Source organism: Streptomyces chumphonensis (assembly GCF_014779715.1).
Taxonomy (GTDB): Bacteria; Actinomycetota; Actinomycetes; order Streptomycetales; family Streptomycetaceae; genus Streptomyces; species Streptomyces chumphonensis.
The window spans coordinates 330,305-346,762 of the sequence record NZ_JACXYU010000003.1; the positions used below are offsets into that span (position 1 = coordinate 330,305).

Below are 16,458 nucleotides of genomic sequence, written 5' to 3' on the forward strand. Positions count from 1 at the left end.
TGGTCGAGCACGACGGCGTTGGCACGGGTGGCGAGGGAGCGCACCATGGAGTTGCGCGTGGTGGCGCGCACCTCCGCGACCCGTGCGAAGACCGTGCCGTGCGCCTCGCGCAGCAGGTTCGCGAAGAGCCGGTCGAACGCGTCTCCGCGCGCGCCGTCCAGCCGGGCCAGCCACTCCCGCTGCCGCGCGTTCGGCTGGTTGGCCAGCTCGATGCCGAGCGCCCGGGCGGTCCCGATCGCCAGCCCGTCCAGCTCCGTGTGCCCCTCGACGAGGTGGTCACCGGCCAACCGGACCGACGCGCGACCGCTGCGCTCCTGCGCCTGCCGCCCCGCGGGCAGCTCCCACAGACCGGCGAGCCGGACCGTGCGCACGAAGTCGCGGTCGAGCGCGGTGAGCGGTCCGTACTCGGTGCTCACCGTGCCCCGGCCGTCGTCCTCCCAGCCCCGCGCGGCGGCTGCCGTGGCGGCGCCGTCGAACATCCGGACCGGGACCAGCAGCGCCACGAGGGTGGCGGCGAGCGCCGCCACCACCGAAGCGGTGCCGAGCGTCCTCGCGGAGGCGACCGGCGTTCCGTTGACATGGCGCATGAGCCCTCCTCGGCACGCCGGCGACCCTTGGTGTCGGGGACGCTAGTGCGCCGTGCGGAGGGGAGGTCGAAGGTTAGTCACACCCCGACAAAGAATCCCCGAGCACTCATCGGCGGGCGGCGGCGGCCGTCCGCTCGGGCCGCGCCGGCCTCGCGACGGGGCCTCCCGCGTGGGAGAACGGCTGCGTCCGCCAGTCCAGCCCGGCAGGAAGCGTCAGCAGGGCCGCCGCGTCCTCCTCCTGCGGCTCACCGTCGGCCGCGTCGCGGGCGGCGGCGGCCGACAGACCGGAACCGTCGCACACCGTCAGTCCGAACGGGTTCCACGGCGAGGCGCACAGCGCGTGCTCGGGGAGCCGCTCCTCGTCGGCCAGCAACGCGATGGGCTGTGCGCACTGCGGGCACAGCACGCGGTAGATCTCCACGGAGTCGTACTGTTCGTCGGACTCCGGGGTGTCCTCGGCGCTCCCCGCGTCCCGCATGGCCGGGACGTCAGGACGGAGCGACTGCACCTTGCGCATACATCCCCCTCGAAATGGGTCGGCCGGACGCCTTCGACAAGCCGGTCTCGGCCACAGCAAGCATTTCCCGTCCACACGGGCGCGTAATCTCCGCCACTCCCGGGAGCGCGGGAGCATTCCTGTGGCCTTCGTCACACGAGAGGCCCACAGTGCGCTCTTCACCCGCCCCGCTGTGCCGGAGCACGCCCGGCGCAGTAGGTTGCGTGGTGTGGAGGAGCTGGACCGGCAGATCGTGCAGTTGCTCGTCGAGGACGGGCGGATGAGTTACACCGACCTGGGCAAGGCCACGGGCCTGTCCACCTCGGCGGTGCACCAGCGTGTCCGCCGGCTGGAGCAGCGCGGTGTCATCAAGGGGTACGCGGCCGTCGTGGACGCGGGGTCCGTCGGGCTGCCCATGACGGCGTTCATCTCCGTCGCGCCCTTCGACCCCAGCGCGCCCGACGACATCGCCGACCGACTCGCCGACGTCCCCGAGATCGAGGCGTGCCACAGCGTCGCCGGCGACGAGAACTACATCCTCAAGGTGCGGGTGGCCACACCGATCGAGCTCGAGCACCTGCTGGCCCGCATCCGCAGCCTCGCGGGCGTCTCCACCCGGACCACCGTCGTGCTCTCCACGCCGTACGAGGCCCGCCCGCCGCGTCTGTGACCCGCGGTGCCGCCCACCCCGGGTGAAGCCCTACCGGCACCTGGCGCGAGACTGGGAGCCATGAGCGAGCGCACCGCGTCCGGCGACGAGCCCCGTACCGTCCTCCTGCGCGGCGGGGAGGTGTACAGCCCGGCCGATCCGTTCGCCACCGCGATGGTCACCGAGGGCGACCGGGTGGCCTGGGTCGGCTCCGAAGGCGCCGCCGACTCCTTCGCCGACGGTGTCGACGACGTCGTCGACCTGGAGGGCGCCCTGGTCACCCCCGCCTTCACCGACGCCCACGTCCACGCGACCCCGACCGGCCTGGCCCTCACCGGCCTCGACCTCAGCGGCGCCGCCGACCTCGGCGACGCCCTCGCCCGCGTCCGCGCCCACGCGCGCGACCGGCCCGGCGACCGCGTCCTGCTCGGCCACGGCTGGGACGCCGGGGGCTGGCCCGAGCGTCGGCCGCCGTCCCGCGCGGAACTGGACGCGGCCGCCGGTGGACGCCCCCTGTACCTCACCCGCATCGACGTCCACTCCGCGCTGGTCACCACCGCGCTGCTGGAGGCCGTGCCCGGAGTGCGCGAGCTGGCCGGCTTCACCGGCGACGGCCCGTTGACCGCCGCCGCCCACCACGCCGTCCGTGCCGCCGCGTACGCCTCCGTCACGCCCGCCCAGCGCGCCGCGGCGCAGCGGGCCACGCTGCGCCGCGCCGCCGAACTGGGCGTGGGCTCGCTGCACGAGTGCGCCGGCCCGGAGATCTCCAGCCCCGAGGACCTGACCGCACTGCTGGCCCTGGCCGCCGACGAACCGGGCCCCCGGGTCTTCGGCTACTGGGCCGAAGCCGTCACGAACGCGAAGGACGCGCGACGGGTGCGCGAGCTCGGGGCCGTGGGCGCCGCCGGGGACCTGTTCGCCGACGGATCGCTCGGCTCACACACCGCGCACCTGCACGCCCCCTACGCCGACGCGCCGCACACCGGCACGGCCCACCTGGACGCGGCGGCGGTCGCGGCGCACGTGACCGCCTGTACCGAGGCCGGGCTCCAGGCCGGTTTCCACGCCATCGGCGACGCCGCCCTGACCGCCGTCACCGACGGCGTCCGCACCGCGGCCGCACGTCTGGGCACCGAACGGGTGCGGGCGCTGCGCCACCGGGTCGAGCACGCCGAGATGCTCACCCCCGGCCACATCGACGCCTTCGCCGAACTGGCCCTCATCGCCTCCGTGCAGCCGGGCTTCGACGCCGCCTGGGGCGGGGAGGAGGGCATGTACGCGGAGCGGCTGGGCGTGGAGCGGGCCCGCACCCTCAACCCCTTCGCGGACCTCCTGCGCGCCGGGGTGCCGCTCGCCTTCGGCTCGGACAGTCCCGTCACCCCGCTCGGCCCCTGGGCGGCCGTGCGGGCCGCCGCCTTCCACCGCACCCCCGGCCACCGCGTCTCCGCCCGTGCGGCCTTCACCGCGCACACGCGAGGCGGCTGGCGGGCCCTCGGCCGGGACGACGCCGGGGTCCTCGTGCCCGGGGCGCCGGCCGACTACGCGGTCTGGCGGGCCGGTGAGCTGCTCGTCCAGGCCCCCGACACCCGGGTGGCGAACTGGTCCACCGACCCGCGCTCCGGCACACCCGGACTGCCGGACCTGACCCCCGGCGGTCAACTGCCCCTGTGCCTGCGGACGGTGGTGGGCGGACGCACGGTCCACGAGCGTCCGAACGAGTGATACCCGGGCGTGGTGGTACGGCCGAAAGTTGCGGCGTACGCGCCCCGCACGACCGCCGAATTTCCGCCACTGACCTGCTGGTTCGAGGACAGCACCGCGAGAAACGCAGGTCAAACGCCTGTTGACAGGCAGCTGTCACGGGCGGGTAGGTTCGGCCGAGTCCACCACAGGACGTCCGGTCGGGGGTCCGCCCACGCAACCGCCTGGAGCCGTTGGGCCACGGGTGGTGCGTCGCACCGGCACACCACCACCGGGAGCCAGGTCCAGCGCCCGCGGTACGGGGACGGAAGGTTTCGTCCGGCCGGCAGGTGTGACCCGGGTGGGGCCCGGACGCTCAGTAGACAACGGCTCTCGGTCGATCCGCAGCCAGCGGGCCCGGGGTCGGCCCGAAGGGCGCCGGGCCCGATCCGCTGACGCGGACGGCGGCTCGCCCCCCCCGGTCCCGTCCGTTCCCCTCCACCCGGAGCGCCCACTGCCCCGGGTGCCGATGTACGGTCACCTCAGACCGCCCATCTGCAGGAAGGCGCCAGCGTGGCACCGGGCTCCGACACCTCCGCCGAAGCGGCCCGCCCCGGGCCCCACGCCGACGTGCCCGGACCCGGGTCCTCCGCGCGCGCACGGGACCCGGAGCCGTCCCACGGCTCCGGGACGACGGGCGGCGCCGACGCGGCCGCCCCGGGCCCCGCCCGCCCGGGGCCCGTCGGGCGGCTGCGCGGGCCGGGTCTGGCCGTCCTCGGCGGACTGGCCCTGGCCGGTGCCTTCCCCCCGGTCGACGCCTGGCCCCTGTCCCTGGCCGCCGTCGCCGCGCTGAGCCTCCTGACGCGCGGGCGCACCGTCCGGCAGGGCGCCTGGGCGGGGCTCCTGTTCGGCCTGGGCTTCTTCGTCGGCCTGCTGCAGTGGCTGCGCGTCATCGGCTGGGACACCGTGTTCGGTCTGTCCCTCCTGCAGGCGCTCTTCCTCGCCCTGCTCGGCGGCGGTCTCGCGGCGACCTCCCGGCTGCCGCTGTGGCCCCTGTGGGGAGCCTGTCTGTGGGTCGCCGAGGAGTGGGCGCGCGACCGCGTGCCGCTGGGCGGCTTCCCCTGGGGCCGGCTCGCCTTCGCCAACACCGGATCGCCCTTCACGCCCCTGGCGGCCCTGGGCGGGGCCCCGCTGGTCACCTTCGCCGTCGCGCTGGCCGGCACCCTGGCGGCCGCGTCCGCCGTCGCCCTGTGGCGGTGGCGCTCCGCACCTCGGGAAGCCCCCGGCACCGGGGACACCCCCGCCCGGCCGGCGCACCGCGCGCTGCGGCCCGCCGCAGCGGCGGCGGGGCTCGCCACGGCCGTCACGCTCGCCGGGTACGCCGTGCCGGTGCCGACCGACGCCGACGAGCACGTGGACATCGCGGTCGTCCAGGGCGACGTGCAGCAGCCGGGCATGGACTTCCTCGGCCGCCCGATGATGATCCTGGAGAACCACGTCGAGCCCACCGTGGAACTCGCCGAGGACGTCGCCGCCGGCCGCGCGGAGCGCCCCGACCTCGTCATCTGGCCGGAGAACGCCTCGGATCTCGACCCGTACCGCTACCCGGAGGCGTACGCGGCCATCGACCGGGCGGCGAAGGCCATCGGCGTCCCCATCCTCGTGGGCGCCCTCGTGGACCACCCGACCCGGGAGGGCTACGTCGAGAACCAGGGCATCGTGTGGGACCCCGTCAGCGGCCCCGGCGACTCCTACACCAAGCAGCACCCCGTGCCGTTCGGCGAGTACGTGCCCTTCCGGGAGCAGCTCAGCAAGGTCATCAGCCGCCTGGAACGGGTGCCGCGCGACTTCTGGCCGGGGGACGAGCCCGGGGTCCTCCAGGTGGGCCCCGCGCGCCTCGGCGACGTCATCTGCTTCGAGGTGGCCTACGACGAGATCGTGCGCGACACCGTCCGGGCCGGCGCCCGCGCCCTGGTGATCCAGACGAACAACGCCACCTACGGCAACACCGGCCAGCCCGAGCAGCAGCTGGCCATGTCCCGACTGCGGGCCATCGAGCACGGCCGGGCCGTCGTGACCGCCGCTCCGAGCGGCATCAGCGCCGTCGTCGCCCCCGACGGGACGGTCGAGCAGCGCACCGAGGAGTTCACGCAGGAGGTGCTCACCGCGCGGCTGCCGCTGCGCGACGGCCTCACTCTCGCCGACCGCGTCGGTTCGGCACCGGAGTGGACTCTCGCTATGGTGGGCCTCCTCTCCTGGGCCGCCGCCATCCTCCACGGCCGCCGGAGCCGTACGGACGAGAAGGGGAACAGGCCGTGACCGATCAGGAAGAGGTGCGCCGCTTCGCGCCGCTCGGTACCGTGCTCGTGATCATCCCGACCTACAACGAGGTCGAGAACCTCCGCTCCGTCGTGAGCCGCACCCGGGCCGCCGTGCCCGACGCCCACGTGCTCGTCGCCGACGACAACAGCCCCGACGGCACCGGCAAGCTGGCCGACGAGCTGGCCGCCGAGGACGAGCGGGTGCGCGTCCTGCACCGGCGGGGCAAGGAGGGCCTCGGCGCCGCCTACCTGGCGGGCTTCGAGTGGGGCATGGAACACGGCTTCGGCGTCCTCGTCGAGATGGACGCCGACGGCTCCCACCAACCGGAGGAGCTGCCCCGGCTGCTCACCGCGCTGCGCCACGCCGACCTCGTCCTCGGCTCCCGCTGGGTCCCCGGCGGCCGCGTGGTCAACTGGCCGGCCGGCCGCAAGTTCCTCTCAAGGGGTGGCAGCACCTACTCGCGCATGGTCCTCGGCATCCCCGTCCGCGACGTCACCGGCGGCTTCCGGGCCTTCCGCGCGGAGACCCTGCGCGGGCTGGGCATCGACGGCGTCTCCTCCCAGGGGTACTGCTTCCAGGTCGACCTGGCGCACCGGTCCGTGCGGGCGGGATACCACGTCGTCGAGGTCCCGATCACCTTCGTGGAGCGGGAGCTGGGCGACAGCAAGATGAGCCGCGACATCGTGGTGGAGGCGCTGTGGCGGGTCACGGCGTGGGGTGTGCGGTCCCGGCTGACCCGGCTGGCCGAACGCAGGCACACTGGAACCCATGACCAGCCGTCGTGACCCCAGCCGCTACGAGCCCCCCGGGCGGGGACCCGGCGGTCCCCGGCCCCCGGGCCCGGACCGCCGCCGCTCCCGGCCGCGCACCTTCCTGCCGCTGACCGTGGCCCTGTGGGCCGTGCTGGAACTGTGGCTGCTGCTCCTGGTCGGGGACGCGGCGGGCGGCCTCACCGTCTTCCTGCTGCTGGCGGCCGGCTTCGTGCTCGGTTCCGTCGTCATCAAGCGGGCGGGGCGACGGGCGTGGAGCTCCTTGGCCGAGACCCTCCAGCAGCCCGGCGCCGGGCGGTCGGCGCCGTCGCGCTCCGGGGGCGGCAACGCGCTGGCGATGCTCGGCGGCCTGCTGCTGATGCTGCCCGGTCTGCTGTCGGACGTGGCGGGGCTGCTCTGCGTCTTCCCGCCGACGGCCGAGCTGCTGCGCCGCCGCACCGACCGCTGGCTCGACCGGCAGGCCCGCAACTCCCGACCCGGGACCCTGGGCGACGCGCTGCACCAGGCCCAGCGCGCGGGCGAGCAGGCCCGCATGCACCGCCCGGACGGCAAGGTCGTCCCGGGCGAGGTCGTCACCCCCGAGGAAGAGCCCGACGAGGACGGTCCGCGCCGTTGAGGCGGTGGCACGGCTCCCGCACCGGACGGGGACCGCGCACCGGCGGGGGGAGTGCACGCCGGGGGCGGGCGCACGACAACGGCGCGGGAGCCTGGGCCGCCATCCGTGGATGACGCTCCAGGCCCCCGCGCCGTCGAGAGGTGTCCGGCCGTCGGCCGTTCTGCCCCGGCGCCGGTCCGCCTACGCGGACTTGCGGCTGTCGCGCGGATGCACCGCGATGTTCATCGCACCGGAACGCAGGACCGCCAGCCGCTCGGCCAGCACCTCCTCCAGTTCCTCACGGGTACGTCGCTCCATGAGCATGTCCCAGTGCGTCCTCGCCGGCTTGGTCTTCTTCTCTTCCGGGCCCTCGCCGTCGACCAGCAGGGCCTGAGAGCCGCATACCTTGCACTCCCACTCCGGCGGGATCTCCGCCTCGACCGAGAACGGCATCTCGAACCGATGTCCGTTCTGGCATGCGTACTCCACGGCCTGGCGCGGGGCCAGGTCGATGCCGCGGTCCGTCTCGTAGCTGGTCACCACGAGTCGCGTGCCGCGAAGAGCTCGCTCACTCATGAATCGTGCCTCCCGGGCTTGTCGCCCACAGGACAGGTGTCGCTGTCGTCGTCATCCGGTCAACGTCCGGTCGGCGGTGAAGATTCCCGTATCGGGACATGCGTCGCCCGTCGTGCCGCCCCTTGTTGTACCCGCCGTTGCCCGCTTTGTCACATCTGGGGATGGATGTCACCCGGTGTCCTTCTCCGCTGGACGCGCAGTAACGCTCCCTCCGGGCGGGCCGAAGGCGTACACTACCGCTCCCGCCACGGGCGGGCTAAATCCGGCCGGGGTCCGTGTTGCCCACGGCCGCCGCCGCCCGACGCACCGGCACCCTCAGCAGCAGCACGAACCCGAGCACGAAGAAGACGACGAGCGAGATGATCGCGTCCCGGTAGCTGCCGGTCAACTGGTACGTCAGCCCGAAGACCAGCGGTCCGAGCCAGCTCGTACCCCGGTCGCTCACCTCGTACAGGGAGAAGTACTCCGCCTCCTTGCCGCGCGGTACGAGCTGGGCGAACAGCGACCGCGACAGGGCCTGCGTCCCGCCCAGCACCATGCCGATCGCGGCGGCCAGCACGAAGAACCACAGCGGCTCGCCCGAGGGCAGGAAGTAGCCGGCGGCGACCGTCCCGGTCCAGGCCACCAGGGAACCCAGGATCGTCCGTTTCGCCCCGTAGCGCTCCGCCAGACGGCCCAGGCCGAGAGCACCGAAGATCGCCAGGACCTGCACCAGCAGGATCGCCCCGATCAGGGACTCCTGCTCCATCCCGAGTTCCTCGGAGCCGAACACGGACGCCTGGGTGATCACCGTCTGCACGCCGTCGTTGTACAGCAGGTAGGCCAGCAGGAACATCAGCGTCAGCGGGTAGCGGCGCAGCTCCCGCACCGTCTGCCCGAGCTGCCGGAACCCGCCGCCGAGCGACAGCCGCGCCCCGCGCACCGTCCCCGGGCGCTCCCGCAGCCGTCGCAGGGGCACCAGGGTGAACACCGCCCACCACAGCCCGGCCGAGGCCAGGCAGATCCGCACGGCCGTGCCCTCCTCGACCCCCAGCGACTCGTGGCCGAGGAAGAGCGCGAGGTTCGCCACCAGGACCAGCGAACCGGCCCCGTAGCCGAAGGCCCACCCCCGTGAGGACACCGCGTCCCGCTCGTGCGGCTCGGCGATCTGCGGCAGGTAGGCGTTGTAGACGACGATCGACGCGGCGTAGGCCACGTTCGCCAGGATCAGCAGCAGCCCGCCGAGCAGGTAGCGGTCGCCGTCCAGGAAGAACATGCCCGTCGTGGCCGCCGCCCCCGTGTAGGCGAAGACGCCCAGCAGGGGCTTCTTGCGTCCCGTGCGGTCGGCCAGCGCGCCCACCACGGGCATCACCAGGACGGACAGCAGCACCGACGCGGAGATGACGTAGGCGAAGTAGGAGCCGTCACGCACCGGGATGCCCAGCGGGTGGATGTAGCCCTCCGCGTCCGCCGCGGCCTCCGCGATCTCGGTGAGGTACGGGCCGAGGAACACGGTCAGCACGCTGGTCTGGAAGACCGAGTTGGCCCAGTCGTACCAGTACCAGCCGCGCTGCTCCCTGCGCCGGCTCCCCGCGTCGTCCGAGCCCGCCGGCTCGGTCACGACCTTGGCGTCCACCTGTGTCCCCCTCGTTCCCGCCGCGCGGAGCGTCCGCACGCACCGGTGGTGCTCACGCCGGCCAGGCGCCGCGTTCCTCCAGCACCCCGCGCAGCAGCTCCACGTGGTCGGTCATGATGCCATCCACCCCCAGATCGAGCAGCGCCCGCATGGCGTCCGCCTCGTTGACCGTCCAGACGTGCACCTGGAGCCCGAGCCGGTGCGCACAGCGGACGAAGGCCCCGTCGACGACCGGTATCCCCGCCTGCCGCACCGGGACCTGCGCCGCCCGGGCGTCCGGGCGCGGCCGGGCGGGCAGCCCCCACGAACGCAGCCGCAGAGCCACGACGCCGCGGGTGCCCAGAGACGTGGCCAGCCGGTTGCCCGCCAGCGCCTGGGCCCGGGCCACGCGGCGCTCGTCGAAGGAGCCCACGCACACCCGGCCCCAGGCGTCCTGCTCCTGGAGGACGCGCAGCAGCGGCAGCAGCGCCCCCTCGGCCTTGACGTCGACGTTCCACCGGGTGCCGGGGAAGGCCCGGAGCAGGTCCGCGAAGAGCGGGACGGGTTCCCGCCCGCCGACGCGCGCCCGCGCCACCTCCGACCACGGGAGGTCGGCGATGGCGCCCCGGGCGTCGGTCACCCGGTCCAGGGTCGCGTCGTGGAAGGCCACCAGCCGCCCGTCGGCCGTGACGTGCACGTCCGTCTCCAGGTACCGGTAGCCGAGGTCCACGGCACGGCGGAACGCCCGTTCGGTGTTCTCCAGGCCCCCGGCGACGCCGCCCCGGTGGGCGAACGCGAAGGGGCGGGGGTGGTCGAAGTAGGGGTGGGCCGCAGTCGTCACCGCCGCAGTATCGCGTGCCGCCGCCGACCCGCCCGACTCGGCACCCCTACCGGACGTCCGGTGCCACCGGAACACCGGGTGCGGCGGGCGGCCCCGGCGGCGGCCCGTCCACGGCGAAGACCCGCAGGAACCGCTGCGCCAGGGGGCCGATGGACAGCGCGTACAGCGCCGTGCCCGCCCCCACGCCACCACCGAGGAGGTAGCCGCTCACCAGGACGACCAGCTCGACGCCCGTCCGCGCCACCCGGAGGGAGACGCCGGTGCGCCGGTGCAGCCCGGTCATCAGCCCGTCCCGGGGTCCGGCACCGAACCGGGCCGCGATGTACAGGCCCGTCGCCACCCCGTTCAGCACGATGCCGGACAGCAGCAGCGGCCACCGCACCGCCAGGGCCTCCCACTGCGGCGTCAGCACCAGTGTGGCGTCCAGCGAGAGCCCGACCAGGACGACGTTGGAGACCGTCCCGAGGCCGGGCCTCTCCCGCAGGGGCAGCCACAGCAGCAGCACCAGCGCACCCGTGAGCACGGAGACGATCCCGATGGAGAGCCCGATCCTTTCGGACACGCCCTGGTGGAAGACCTCCCACGGGCTGAGGCCCAGCTCCGCGCGCACCATGAGACCCGCGCTGACGCCGTAGAGCAGGAGCCCCCCGTACAGCTGCGCCACGCGGCGTCCCAGTCGTCGTTCCCCGCCCCGCGTCCCCGTCGCCGTCACTGATGGCCCTCCCTGCACTGATCGCCGAATGCATGACATGCTGACCGGAAGGCAAGGCCAATTCGATGTCCAATGTGCAAGAGGTGGACCGCATCATGCCCGAGTGGACCTCAGCCGTCGGCGCCCCGCAACTCGTCCGGCTCCTCGGCTCCCAACGTGCGGCCGACCGTACCGGCCGGGGCGGTCCCCCCGCCTACCGCGCCCTGGCCGACGGCGTCCGGCTGCTCGTCCTGGAGGGCCGGGTGCCCGTCGGGGCGCGGCTGCCGGCGGAGCGGGAGCTGGCGTCCGCCCTCGGCGTGAGCCGCACGACGGTGGCGGCGGCCTTCGAGGCGCTGCGCGTCGACGGGTTCCTCGCCTCACGTCGGGGCGCCGGAAGCTGGACGGCCGTCCCGGCCGGCGACCCGCTGCCCACCCGCAGCCTGGACCCGCTTCCCCCCGAGGCCGCCGGGGGCGTCATCGACCTGGCCTGCGCCGCCCTCCCGGCCCCCGAGCCGCACCTGAGCCAGGCTCTGCGGACCGCCCTGGAGGACCTGCCGCCCTACGCGCGGACGCACGGGGACTACCCGGCCGGGCTGCCCGCCCTGCGCCAGGCGATCGCCGACCGCTGCACCGCCCGGGGGCTGCCGACCATGCCCGAGCAGATCATGGTCACCACCGGGGCGATGGGCGCCGTGGCCGCGATCTGCAAGCTGCTCGTGCCGCGCGGTGAGCGCGTGGCCGTCGAGCACCCCTCCTACGCCAACGTCCTCCAGCTCATGCGCGACGCGGGCGCCCGGCTGGTCCCCGTGGCCATGGCCGACCGGCTCGCCGGCTGGGAACTGCCCGCCTGGCGCCAGACGCTCCGCGCGGCCGCACCACGCCTGGCCTACGTCGTCGCGGACTTCCACAACCCGACCGGAGCCCTGGCCGACGAGGGACGCCGCCGGGACCTGGTGTCGGCCGCCCGCACCGCCGGCACCACCCTGGTCGTCGACGAGACGATGGCGGACCTGGCCCTGGACGAGGCCACGGCGGCCGACCAGCCCCGTCCCGTGGCGGCCTTCGACCCGGGCGGCGCCACCGTGATCACCGTCGGCTCGGCCAGCAAGGCGGTCTGGGCGGGCCTGCGGATCGGCTGGGTGCGGGCCGCCCCCGAGGTCGTCCGCAGCCTCGTCTCCGCCCGGGCCTGGGCCGACCTCGGCAGCCCGGTCCTGGAGCAGCTCGCGGTGGCCCGGCTGCTGGCCGACGGCGGTTGGGACCGGGCCGTCGCCGTGCGCCGCGCCCAGGCCCGCGTCAACCGCGACGCGCTGGTGTCCGCCCTCGCGGAGTACCTGCCGGAGTGGGAGTTCACCGTGCCGCGCGGGGGGCTGACCCTGTGGGTGCGCACCGGCGGGCTCTCCGGCTCCCGCATCGCCGAGGCGGGGGAGCGGCTCGGCGTGCGCGTGCCCTCCGGGCCCCGGTTCGGCGTGGACGGCGCGTTCGAGGGGTACGTGCGGCTGCCGTTCACGGTCTCCGGAGCCCTGGCGAACGAGGCCGCCCAGCGCTTGGCCGCCGCCACCCGTCTGGTCGCCGGGCTGCCGCACACCGCACCGGAGATTCCCCGCAGCTTCGTCGCCTGACGTCCGCGCCGGGGCCGCGTCAGCCGTCCACCCGCGTGTCGGAACGCTGCTCGCCCTGCTGCGGAACGGCGTCCTCGGGGCGCGGTTCCCGCGCGGAGGCGTCGATCTCCTCCACCCCGACCACGGGCGGGGGCAGCAGCTCCCGCACGGCCTCGCGATGCGCCTCGGCGGCGAGCTCGTCGTACGGGTCCGGGGCCGCCGGGACCTGGAGGCGCAGCACCGGGCCGGAACCCAGCCGGGCGTACCCCCGGCCCGGGGGGACGTCCCGCACCGGCGTCGTCTGCGGCGGCTCGCCCAGCACGGCCCGTACCTGCTCCGGGGTGGCCGGGCCCAGCACGACCCGGGCGCGGGTGTAGGCGCGCACCACCTGGGCCAGCGCCTCGGCCCCCTCGAACTGCTCCGCCAGCGCCACCGACACCCGGGCCGAACGGCCGTGCCGCAGCGCCACCTGCAGCAGTTCCTGCGGGTCGCCCCGGCCCTCCCCGCGAGCCAGGTGGCTGAGCACCGCCGGGCGGTCCACCAGCACCCACAGCGGTCGGCGCACCGTGTCGGGCACGGGCCGGCCGCCCTCCCGGGCGTGCACCGCCGCCAGCAGCCGGCGCTCGGTCTCGTGGGCGGCCCACTGCAGGGAGGCGAGGGCCCCCACGAGGGTCGTCTCCACCGAGAGCACCCCGCGCCGGCCCGTCAGGCAGGCGTACTCACCACTGCCCGAACCGTCGACGACCAGGACGTCGCCGTGCTGGAGGGCCTGCAGCGCCACCGACCGCAGCAGCGTCGTCGTACCGGCGCCGGGCTGCCCGAGCGCCAGCAGGTGGGGCTCGGTCGACCGGGGCCCGGTCCGCCACACGACCGGGGGGACGTCCAGGGACTCGGCGCCGTCCAGCACCGGCAGCGTTCGCTGCACGGCCTCCGCGTCGGTGAACCCCAGCACCATCTCGCCGGGCGTGACGACGAAACGCTGGACGACCAGGTCCGGGGGGAGCGGGTCCAGCGCGGTGACCCGCAGCTCGTTGCCCTCCTCGTCCCAGTCGAAGCGCAGCTCCCGGGAGCGGCCGATCTTGGCGCACAGCAGCCGCTGCACGCGCAGGCGCGGCTCCGTCTCGCCGTCCGGGAAGCAGGGCGGATAGCGCAGCACCAGCCGGGTCGGCCGGCCGTCGCCGTCGAACGCGTACGAGGTGAAGGCGCGCTCCCAGGAACCGTCGGGCGCGTACAGGGGCTCCGGGTGCGGGTCGTCGGGGACGGCCAGGCAGGGCACCAGCGCCTCGTACAGCGTCTGGAGGCGGGCGGCCCGCTCCTCCGCGTCCGGCCCGGGCTCGGCCTCCTCGGCCTCCTTGGGCGGACGCCCGAACCAGGCGCACGCGCCCACGGCGCCCGCCGCCGCGAGCCAGGGGCCGTACGGCACGACCCACAGCAGCGCGGCGCAGGCGCCGGCCAGGAACAGGGCCGGGCCGCGCTGCTCCCGCGCGGTGCCCTCCCACCAGCGCCGGCCGGCGGCGGTGAGCCGGGCGGCTCCGCGTCCCAGCACGATCAGCGGGTGGGCCACGTCGGCCGCGCCGTACCCGAGCGTGCGGACCGCGAGGCGTCCCTGTGTGAGGGTGCGCCAGGCCACTAGAGGGTGATCCCGCCCAGCAGGCTGGCCAGTTTGTCGCTGCCCGCCTGGATGCCGGGCCCGACGGCCGTTCCGGACAGGTAGAAACCGAAGAGGGCGCAGACGGCGGCGTGCGACGGCTTCAGCTCGCCCTTGCGGAAGAGCAGGAAGCCGATCACCCCGAAGAGGACGACGCCGGAGATCGACAGGACCATGAACGCTCCTGGTGTGAGGGTGCGGTCACCATGCGTCACACCAGCATCACAGAGGGACGGAGCGGGCGATACAGGCAATCAGGTGATTTAACGGATCGTAAGATCGCATAAGGGTGGACCATGCCCCACCGGCGGGGCTGTCTACAGCGTCAGCCCCGAGACGAGGGAGGCGATCATGTTGCCGCCCGCCTCGATCCCCGGGGCCATCGTCGTCCCGGCCAGGTAGAAGCCGAAGAGCGCGCAGACCAGCGCGTGGGACACCTTCAGCCCGCCCTTGCGGGTCAGCAGGAAGATCGCGATGCCGAGCAGGACGACGCTTGAGACGGACAGGGCCATGCGGAGCTCCAGGTGCGGCGGGCGGGAGGATCGAGCACGACGACGGGGCGGCCGTGCCGAGGCATCCTCAGGCTTGCGGGCGCGGCGGGCCGCCGCAATCCGGATGCGCCGCTCGGCTGACCCGCGCCCCCGCCCGTGTCCCGCCCGGGCCGACGGCGCCCACGACCCCGGGCGCACGAGGAGCCACAGCGAAGGGTGAAAACTCCGCGACACGGAGTTACCATCGACGGTCAGTCCGTCCCCGACGCGACCAACGGGAGGAGCAACCCGTGCGCCCCCGACGTCTCCTGCGGTACGCCGCGGCCCTCACCCTCGCCGGCTTGGTGCTGCTCCTGCTCGTCCTGACCGGCTGGCGTCCCCTGTGGGACGCCGAGCGGGCGGTCGTGACCGCCCTGCACCGCACGGCCGTCGGTGAGCCGGGCTGGACGCACGCCAACCGCGTCCTCACCGACTGGGTCTGGGATCCGGTCACGATGCGACTGCTCGCCGCCGCGTCCGCCGCCGTGCTGCTGGTGCGCCGCAGGATCAGGGCCGCCGCCTGGGTCGCGACCGCCACCCTGGCCGGTTTCGCGGCGCAGAACGCGCTCAAGGCCCTCGTCGGCCGGGACCGACCCGTCTTCCCCGACCCCGTGGACAGCGCCCACTTCCACGCCTTCCCCTCCGGGCACGTCATGACGGCGACGATCGTCTGCGCCGTCCTGCTCGTCCTCGCCCTGCGGGGGCCCCGGGCCGGACGCCGGGGGCCGCGGGCGGTGCTCTGGGCGCTCGCCGCGGTCTCCGTGCTCGGCGTCGGGTTCACCCGCGTCTACCTCGGCGTCCACTGGCCGGCCGACGTCATCGCGGGCTGGCTCTTCGGCGGCGCCGTGGCAGCGGCCACGGCGGTGCCCTTCCTGCCCCCGCACCGCCGCCGACCGGGGACGCGGGGCACCGCCCCCACGCCGGAGGCGAAGACGACGGCGACCGGCCCGGCCTTCGAGGAGCGGACCGGCTGAGGTCCCCACCGCCGGAACGGCTCGCGAGGGCTACCGCCCCCGCGAGCCGTTCCGGCCGACGGCGCCGCGCTCGGGGTGGGGCGGCGGCTCGACCGTGTGGTAGCACTGCCCGCACACGTAGCCGCCGCTCGGCCCCTCGAACACGACGCTGCCGCAGTGCGCGCAGTGCATGGACGGCGCGGGCAGCGGGCTGTTCATCCGCTGGCTCCGCAGTTGTTGCACGCCCATCCCCCGTCCGGTCCCTGAATCACCACAGCCCCGCAATTCGTACAGTTCACCGTGCCCTCCTCGGTCGTGGGAGGACGTACTGACCGGTCCACGGTAGACGGGCGCGGCCGCTTCGGCCAGGGACGCGTCCCCGGCGGCGTGCCGTTTGTCCGGAAACAGGCCACGCCGCCCGGCCGGGAGGCCGGGAGGCCGGGCGGCCGTGCTCAGTCCCCGACCACCTCGGCGGCGTAGAAGCACAGCAGGCCCGCGATGTCCGCCACCTCGGGCAGCGGCTCCGGATAGGCCCACGCGACGTCGCGCTCCCCGCCGGGCAGCGACCAGTAGGACGCCGTCCCCTTGAAGGGGCACACGGTGCGGGTGGTGGACGTCTCCAGCAGCTCGGTCCGGACGTCCTGCGGCGGCAGGTAGTAGCGCACCGGCAGCCCCGTCTCGTGCAGCAGCACGGGGCGCCGGCTCTCCGCGACGACCCGCCCGCCCAGTTCGACGCGCACGTGCCGGTCGCCCCGCTCCACGCGGATGCGATGCCCGCCGCCCGTGGTGCCCCCGTGGTGCCCCGCTGTGCTCATGACGCCTCCCTGCTGTGCCGGACGGGTACGCGCACCGCCGCGCGCCCACCCCGCCATGGGACCACACCGGCCGGACCGGGGAGGCCCGCACGCGCCCTGTTCGCGGTGGGCAC

General features: G+C 74.9%; 17 protein-coding genes and 1 pseudogene. 7 read left to right on the top strand and 11 right to left on the bottom strand.

Going from position 1 to position 16,458, the window contains the following annotated elements; all coding sequences use genetic code 11:
- Positions 1-5 precede the first annotated feature (5 nt).
- Positions 6-587, bottom strand: a pseudogene (locus IF129_RS26205) (DUF4142 domain-containing protein); the annotation flags it as partial.
- A 106-nt stretch (positions 588-693) separates the two neighbouring features.
- On the bottom strand, positions 694-1,065 hold the full coding sequence (locus IF129_RS09225) for a hypothetical protein (RefSeq protein WP_191209155.1): 372 nt from the start codon (positions 1,063-1,065) through the stop codon (positions 694-696).
- A 247-nt stretch (positions 1,066-1,312) separates the two neighbouring features.
- Here IF129_RS09225 and IF129_RS09230 point away from each other — a divergent pair, with 247 nt between their 5' ends.
- The 5 genes from IF129_RS09230 (at position 1,313) to fxsA (ending at position 7,120) form a co-directional block, all read left to right on the top strand.
- Positions 1,313-1,753, top strand: coding sequence for an Lrp/AsnC family transcriptional regulator (locus IF129_RS09230; RefSeq protein ID WP_191209027.1), 441 nt, complete (start codon positions 1,313-1,315; stop codon positions 1,751-1,753).
- Positions 1,754-1,813: 60 nt separating this feature from the next.
- Positions 1,814-3,454 carry an amidohydrolase gene (locus IF129_RS09235; protein WP_191209028.1) on the top strand — a complete coding sequence of 547 codons (1,641 nt, stop codon included), beginning with the start codon at positions 1,814-1,816 and terminating at the stop codon, positions 3,452-3,454.
- A 531-nt stretch (positions 3,455-3,985) separates the two neighbouring features.
- Positions 3,986-5,731 (top strand): apolipoprotein N-acyltransferase, encoded by a 1,746-nt coding sequence (gene lnt, locus IF129_RS09240; RefSeq protein WP_191209029.1) that lies wholly within the window; start codon positions 3,986-3,988, stop codon positions 5,729-5,731.
- Positions 5,728-6,519: a polyprenol monophosphomannose synthase gene (locus IF129_RS09245; protein WP_191209030.1), complete on the top strand. Its 792-nt coding sequence runs from the start codon at positions 5,728-5,730 to the stop codon at positions 6,517-6,519. The genes lnt and IF129_RS09245 overlap by 4 nt, the downstream gene beginning before the upstream one ends.
- Positions 6,503-7,120 (top strand): FxsA family membrane protein, encoded by a 618-nt coding sequence (gene fxsA, locus IF129_RS09250; RefSeq protein ID WP_191209031.1) that lies wholly within the window; start codon positions 6,503-6,505, stop codon positions 7,118-7,120. The genes IF129_RS09245 and fxsA overlap by 17 nt, the downstream gene beginning before the upstream one ends.
- Positions 7,121-7,300: 180 nt before the next feature.
- On the opposite strand, the gene IF129_RS09255 is transcribed toward fxsA, so the two are convergent.
- From IF129_RS09255 to yczE, 4 genes are all read right to left on the bottom strand, one after another.
- Positions 7,301-7,675 (bottom strand): RNA polymerase-binding protein RbpA, encoded by a 375-nt coding sequence (locus tag IF129_RS09255; RefSeq protein WP_191209032.1) that lies wholly within the window; start codon positions 7,673-7,675, stop codon positions 7,301-7,303.
- A 256-nt stretch (positions 7,676-7,931) separates the two neighbouring features.
- Entirely contained in the window at positions 7,932-9,290 is a 1,359-nt protein-coding gene (locus IF129_RS09260) for an MFS transporter (protein ID WP_318153640.1), read from the bottom strand.
- Between the two features lie 52 nt (positions 9,291-9,342).
- On the bottom strand, positions 9,343-10,110 hold the full coding sequence (locus IF129_RS09265; RefSeq protein ID WP_191209033.1) for a glycerophosphodiester phosphodiesterase: 768 nt from the start codon (positions 10,108-10,110) through the stop codon (positions 9,343-9,345).
- A 46-nt stretch (positions 10,111-10,156) separates the two neighbouring features.
- Positions 10,157-10,861: a membrane protein YczE gene (yczE, locus tag IF129_RS09270; RefSeq protein ID WP_224754617.1), complete on the bottom strand. Its 705-nt coding sequence runs from the start codon at positions 10,859-10,861 to the stop codon at positions 10,157-10,159.
- Between the two features lie 56 nt (positions 10,862-10,917).
- Between yczE and IF129_RS09275 the strand changes: the two genes are divergently transcribed.
- Positions 10,918-12,420 carry an SCO1417 family MocR-like transcription factor gene (locus tag IF129_RS09275; RefSeq protein ID WP_191209157.1) on the top strand — a complete coding sequence of 501 codons (1,503 nt, stop codon included), beginning with the start codon at positions 10,918-10,920 and terminating at the stop codon, positions 12,418-12,420.
- Positions 12,421-12,439: 19 nt separating this feature from the next.
- On the opposite strand, the gene IF129_RS09280 is transcribed toward IF129_RS09275, so the two are convergent.
- From IF129_RS09280 to IF129_RS09290, 3 genes are all read right to left on the bottom strand, one after another.
- Positions 12,440-14,029 carry a hypothetical protein gene (locus tag IF129_RS09280; RefSeq protein ID WP_191209035.1) on the bottom strand — a complete coding sequence of 530 codons (1,590 nt, stop codon included), beginning with the start codon at positions 14,027-14,029 and terminating at the stop codon, positions 12,440-12,442.
- Complete coding sequence (locus IF129_RS09285) at positions 14,029-14,223, bottom strand: hypothetical protein (protein WP_191209036.1); 195 nt, start codon at positions 14,221-14,223, stop codon at positions 14,029-14,031. The genes IF129_RS09280 and IF129_RS09285 overlap by 1 nt, the downstream gene beginning before the upstream one ends.
- A 141-nt stretch (positions 14,224-14,364) precedes the next feature.
- Positions 14,365-14,559, bottom strand: a complete 195-nt coding sequence (locus tag IF129_RS09290) for a hypothetical protein (RefSeq protein ID WP_191209037.1) — start codon at positions 14,557-14,559, stop codon at positions 14,365-14,367.
- Positions 14,560-14,828: 269 nt separating this feature from the next.
- On the opposite strand from IF129_RS09290, the gene IF129_RS09295 reads away from it, so the two are divergent.
- Positions 14,829-15,551: a phosphatase PAP2 family protein gene (locus IF129_RS09295; protein WP_318153641.1), complete on the top strand. Its 723-nt coding sequence runs from the start codon at positions 14,829-14,831 to the stop codon at positions 15,549-15,551.
- 30 nt (positions 15,552-15,581) lie between these two features.
- On the opposite strand, the gene IF129_RS09300 is transcribed toward IF129_RS09295, so the two are convergent.
- Positions 15,582-15,749: a hypothetical protein gene (locus tag IF129_RS09300; RefSeq protein WP_191209038.1), complete on the bottom strand. Its 168-nt coding sequence runs from the start codon at positions 15,747-15,749 to the stop codon at positions 15,582-15,584.
- A 233-nt stretch (positions 15,750-15,982) separates the two neighbouring features.
- The gene (locus IF129_RS09305) at positions 15,983-16,345 is read right to left on the bottom strand and encodes a DUF427 domain-containing protein (protein ID WP_191209039.1); all 363 of its coding nucleotides are present in this window, start codon (positions 16,343-16,345) and stop codon (positions 15,983-15,985) included.
- Between the last annotated feature and the right edge of the window lie 113 nt (positions 16,346-16,458).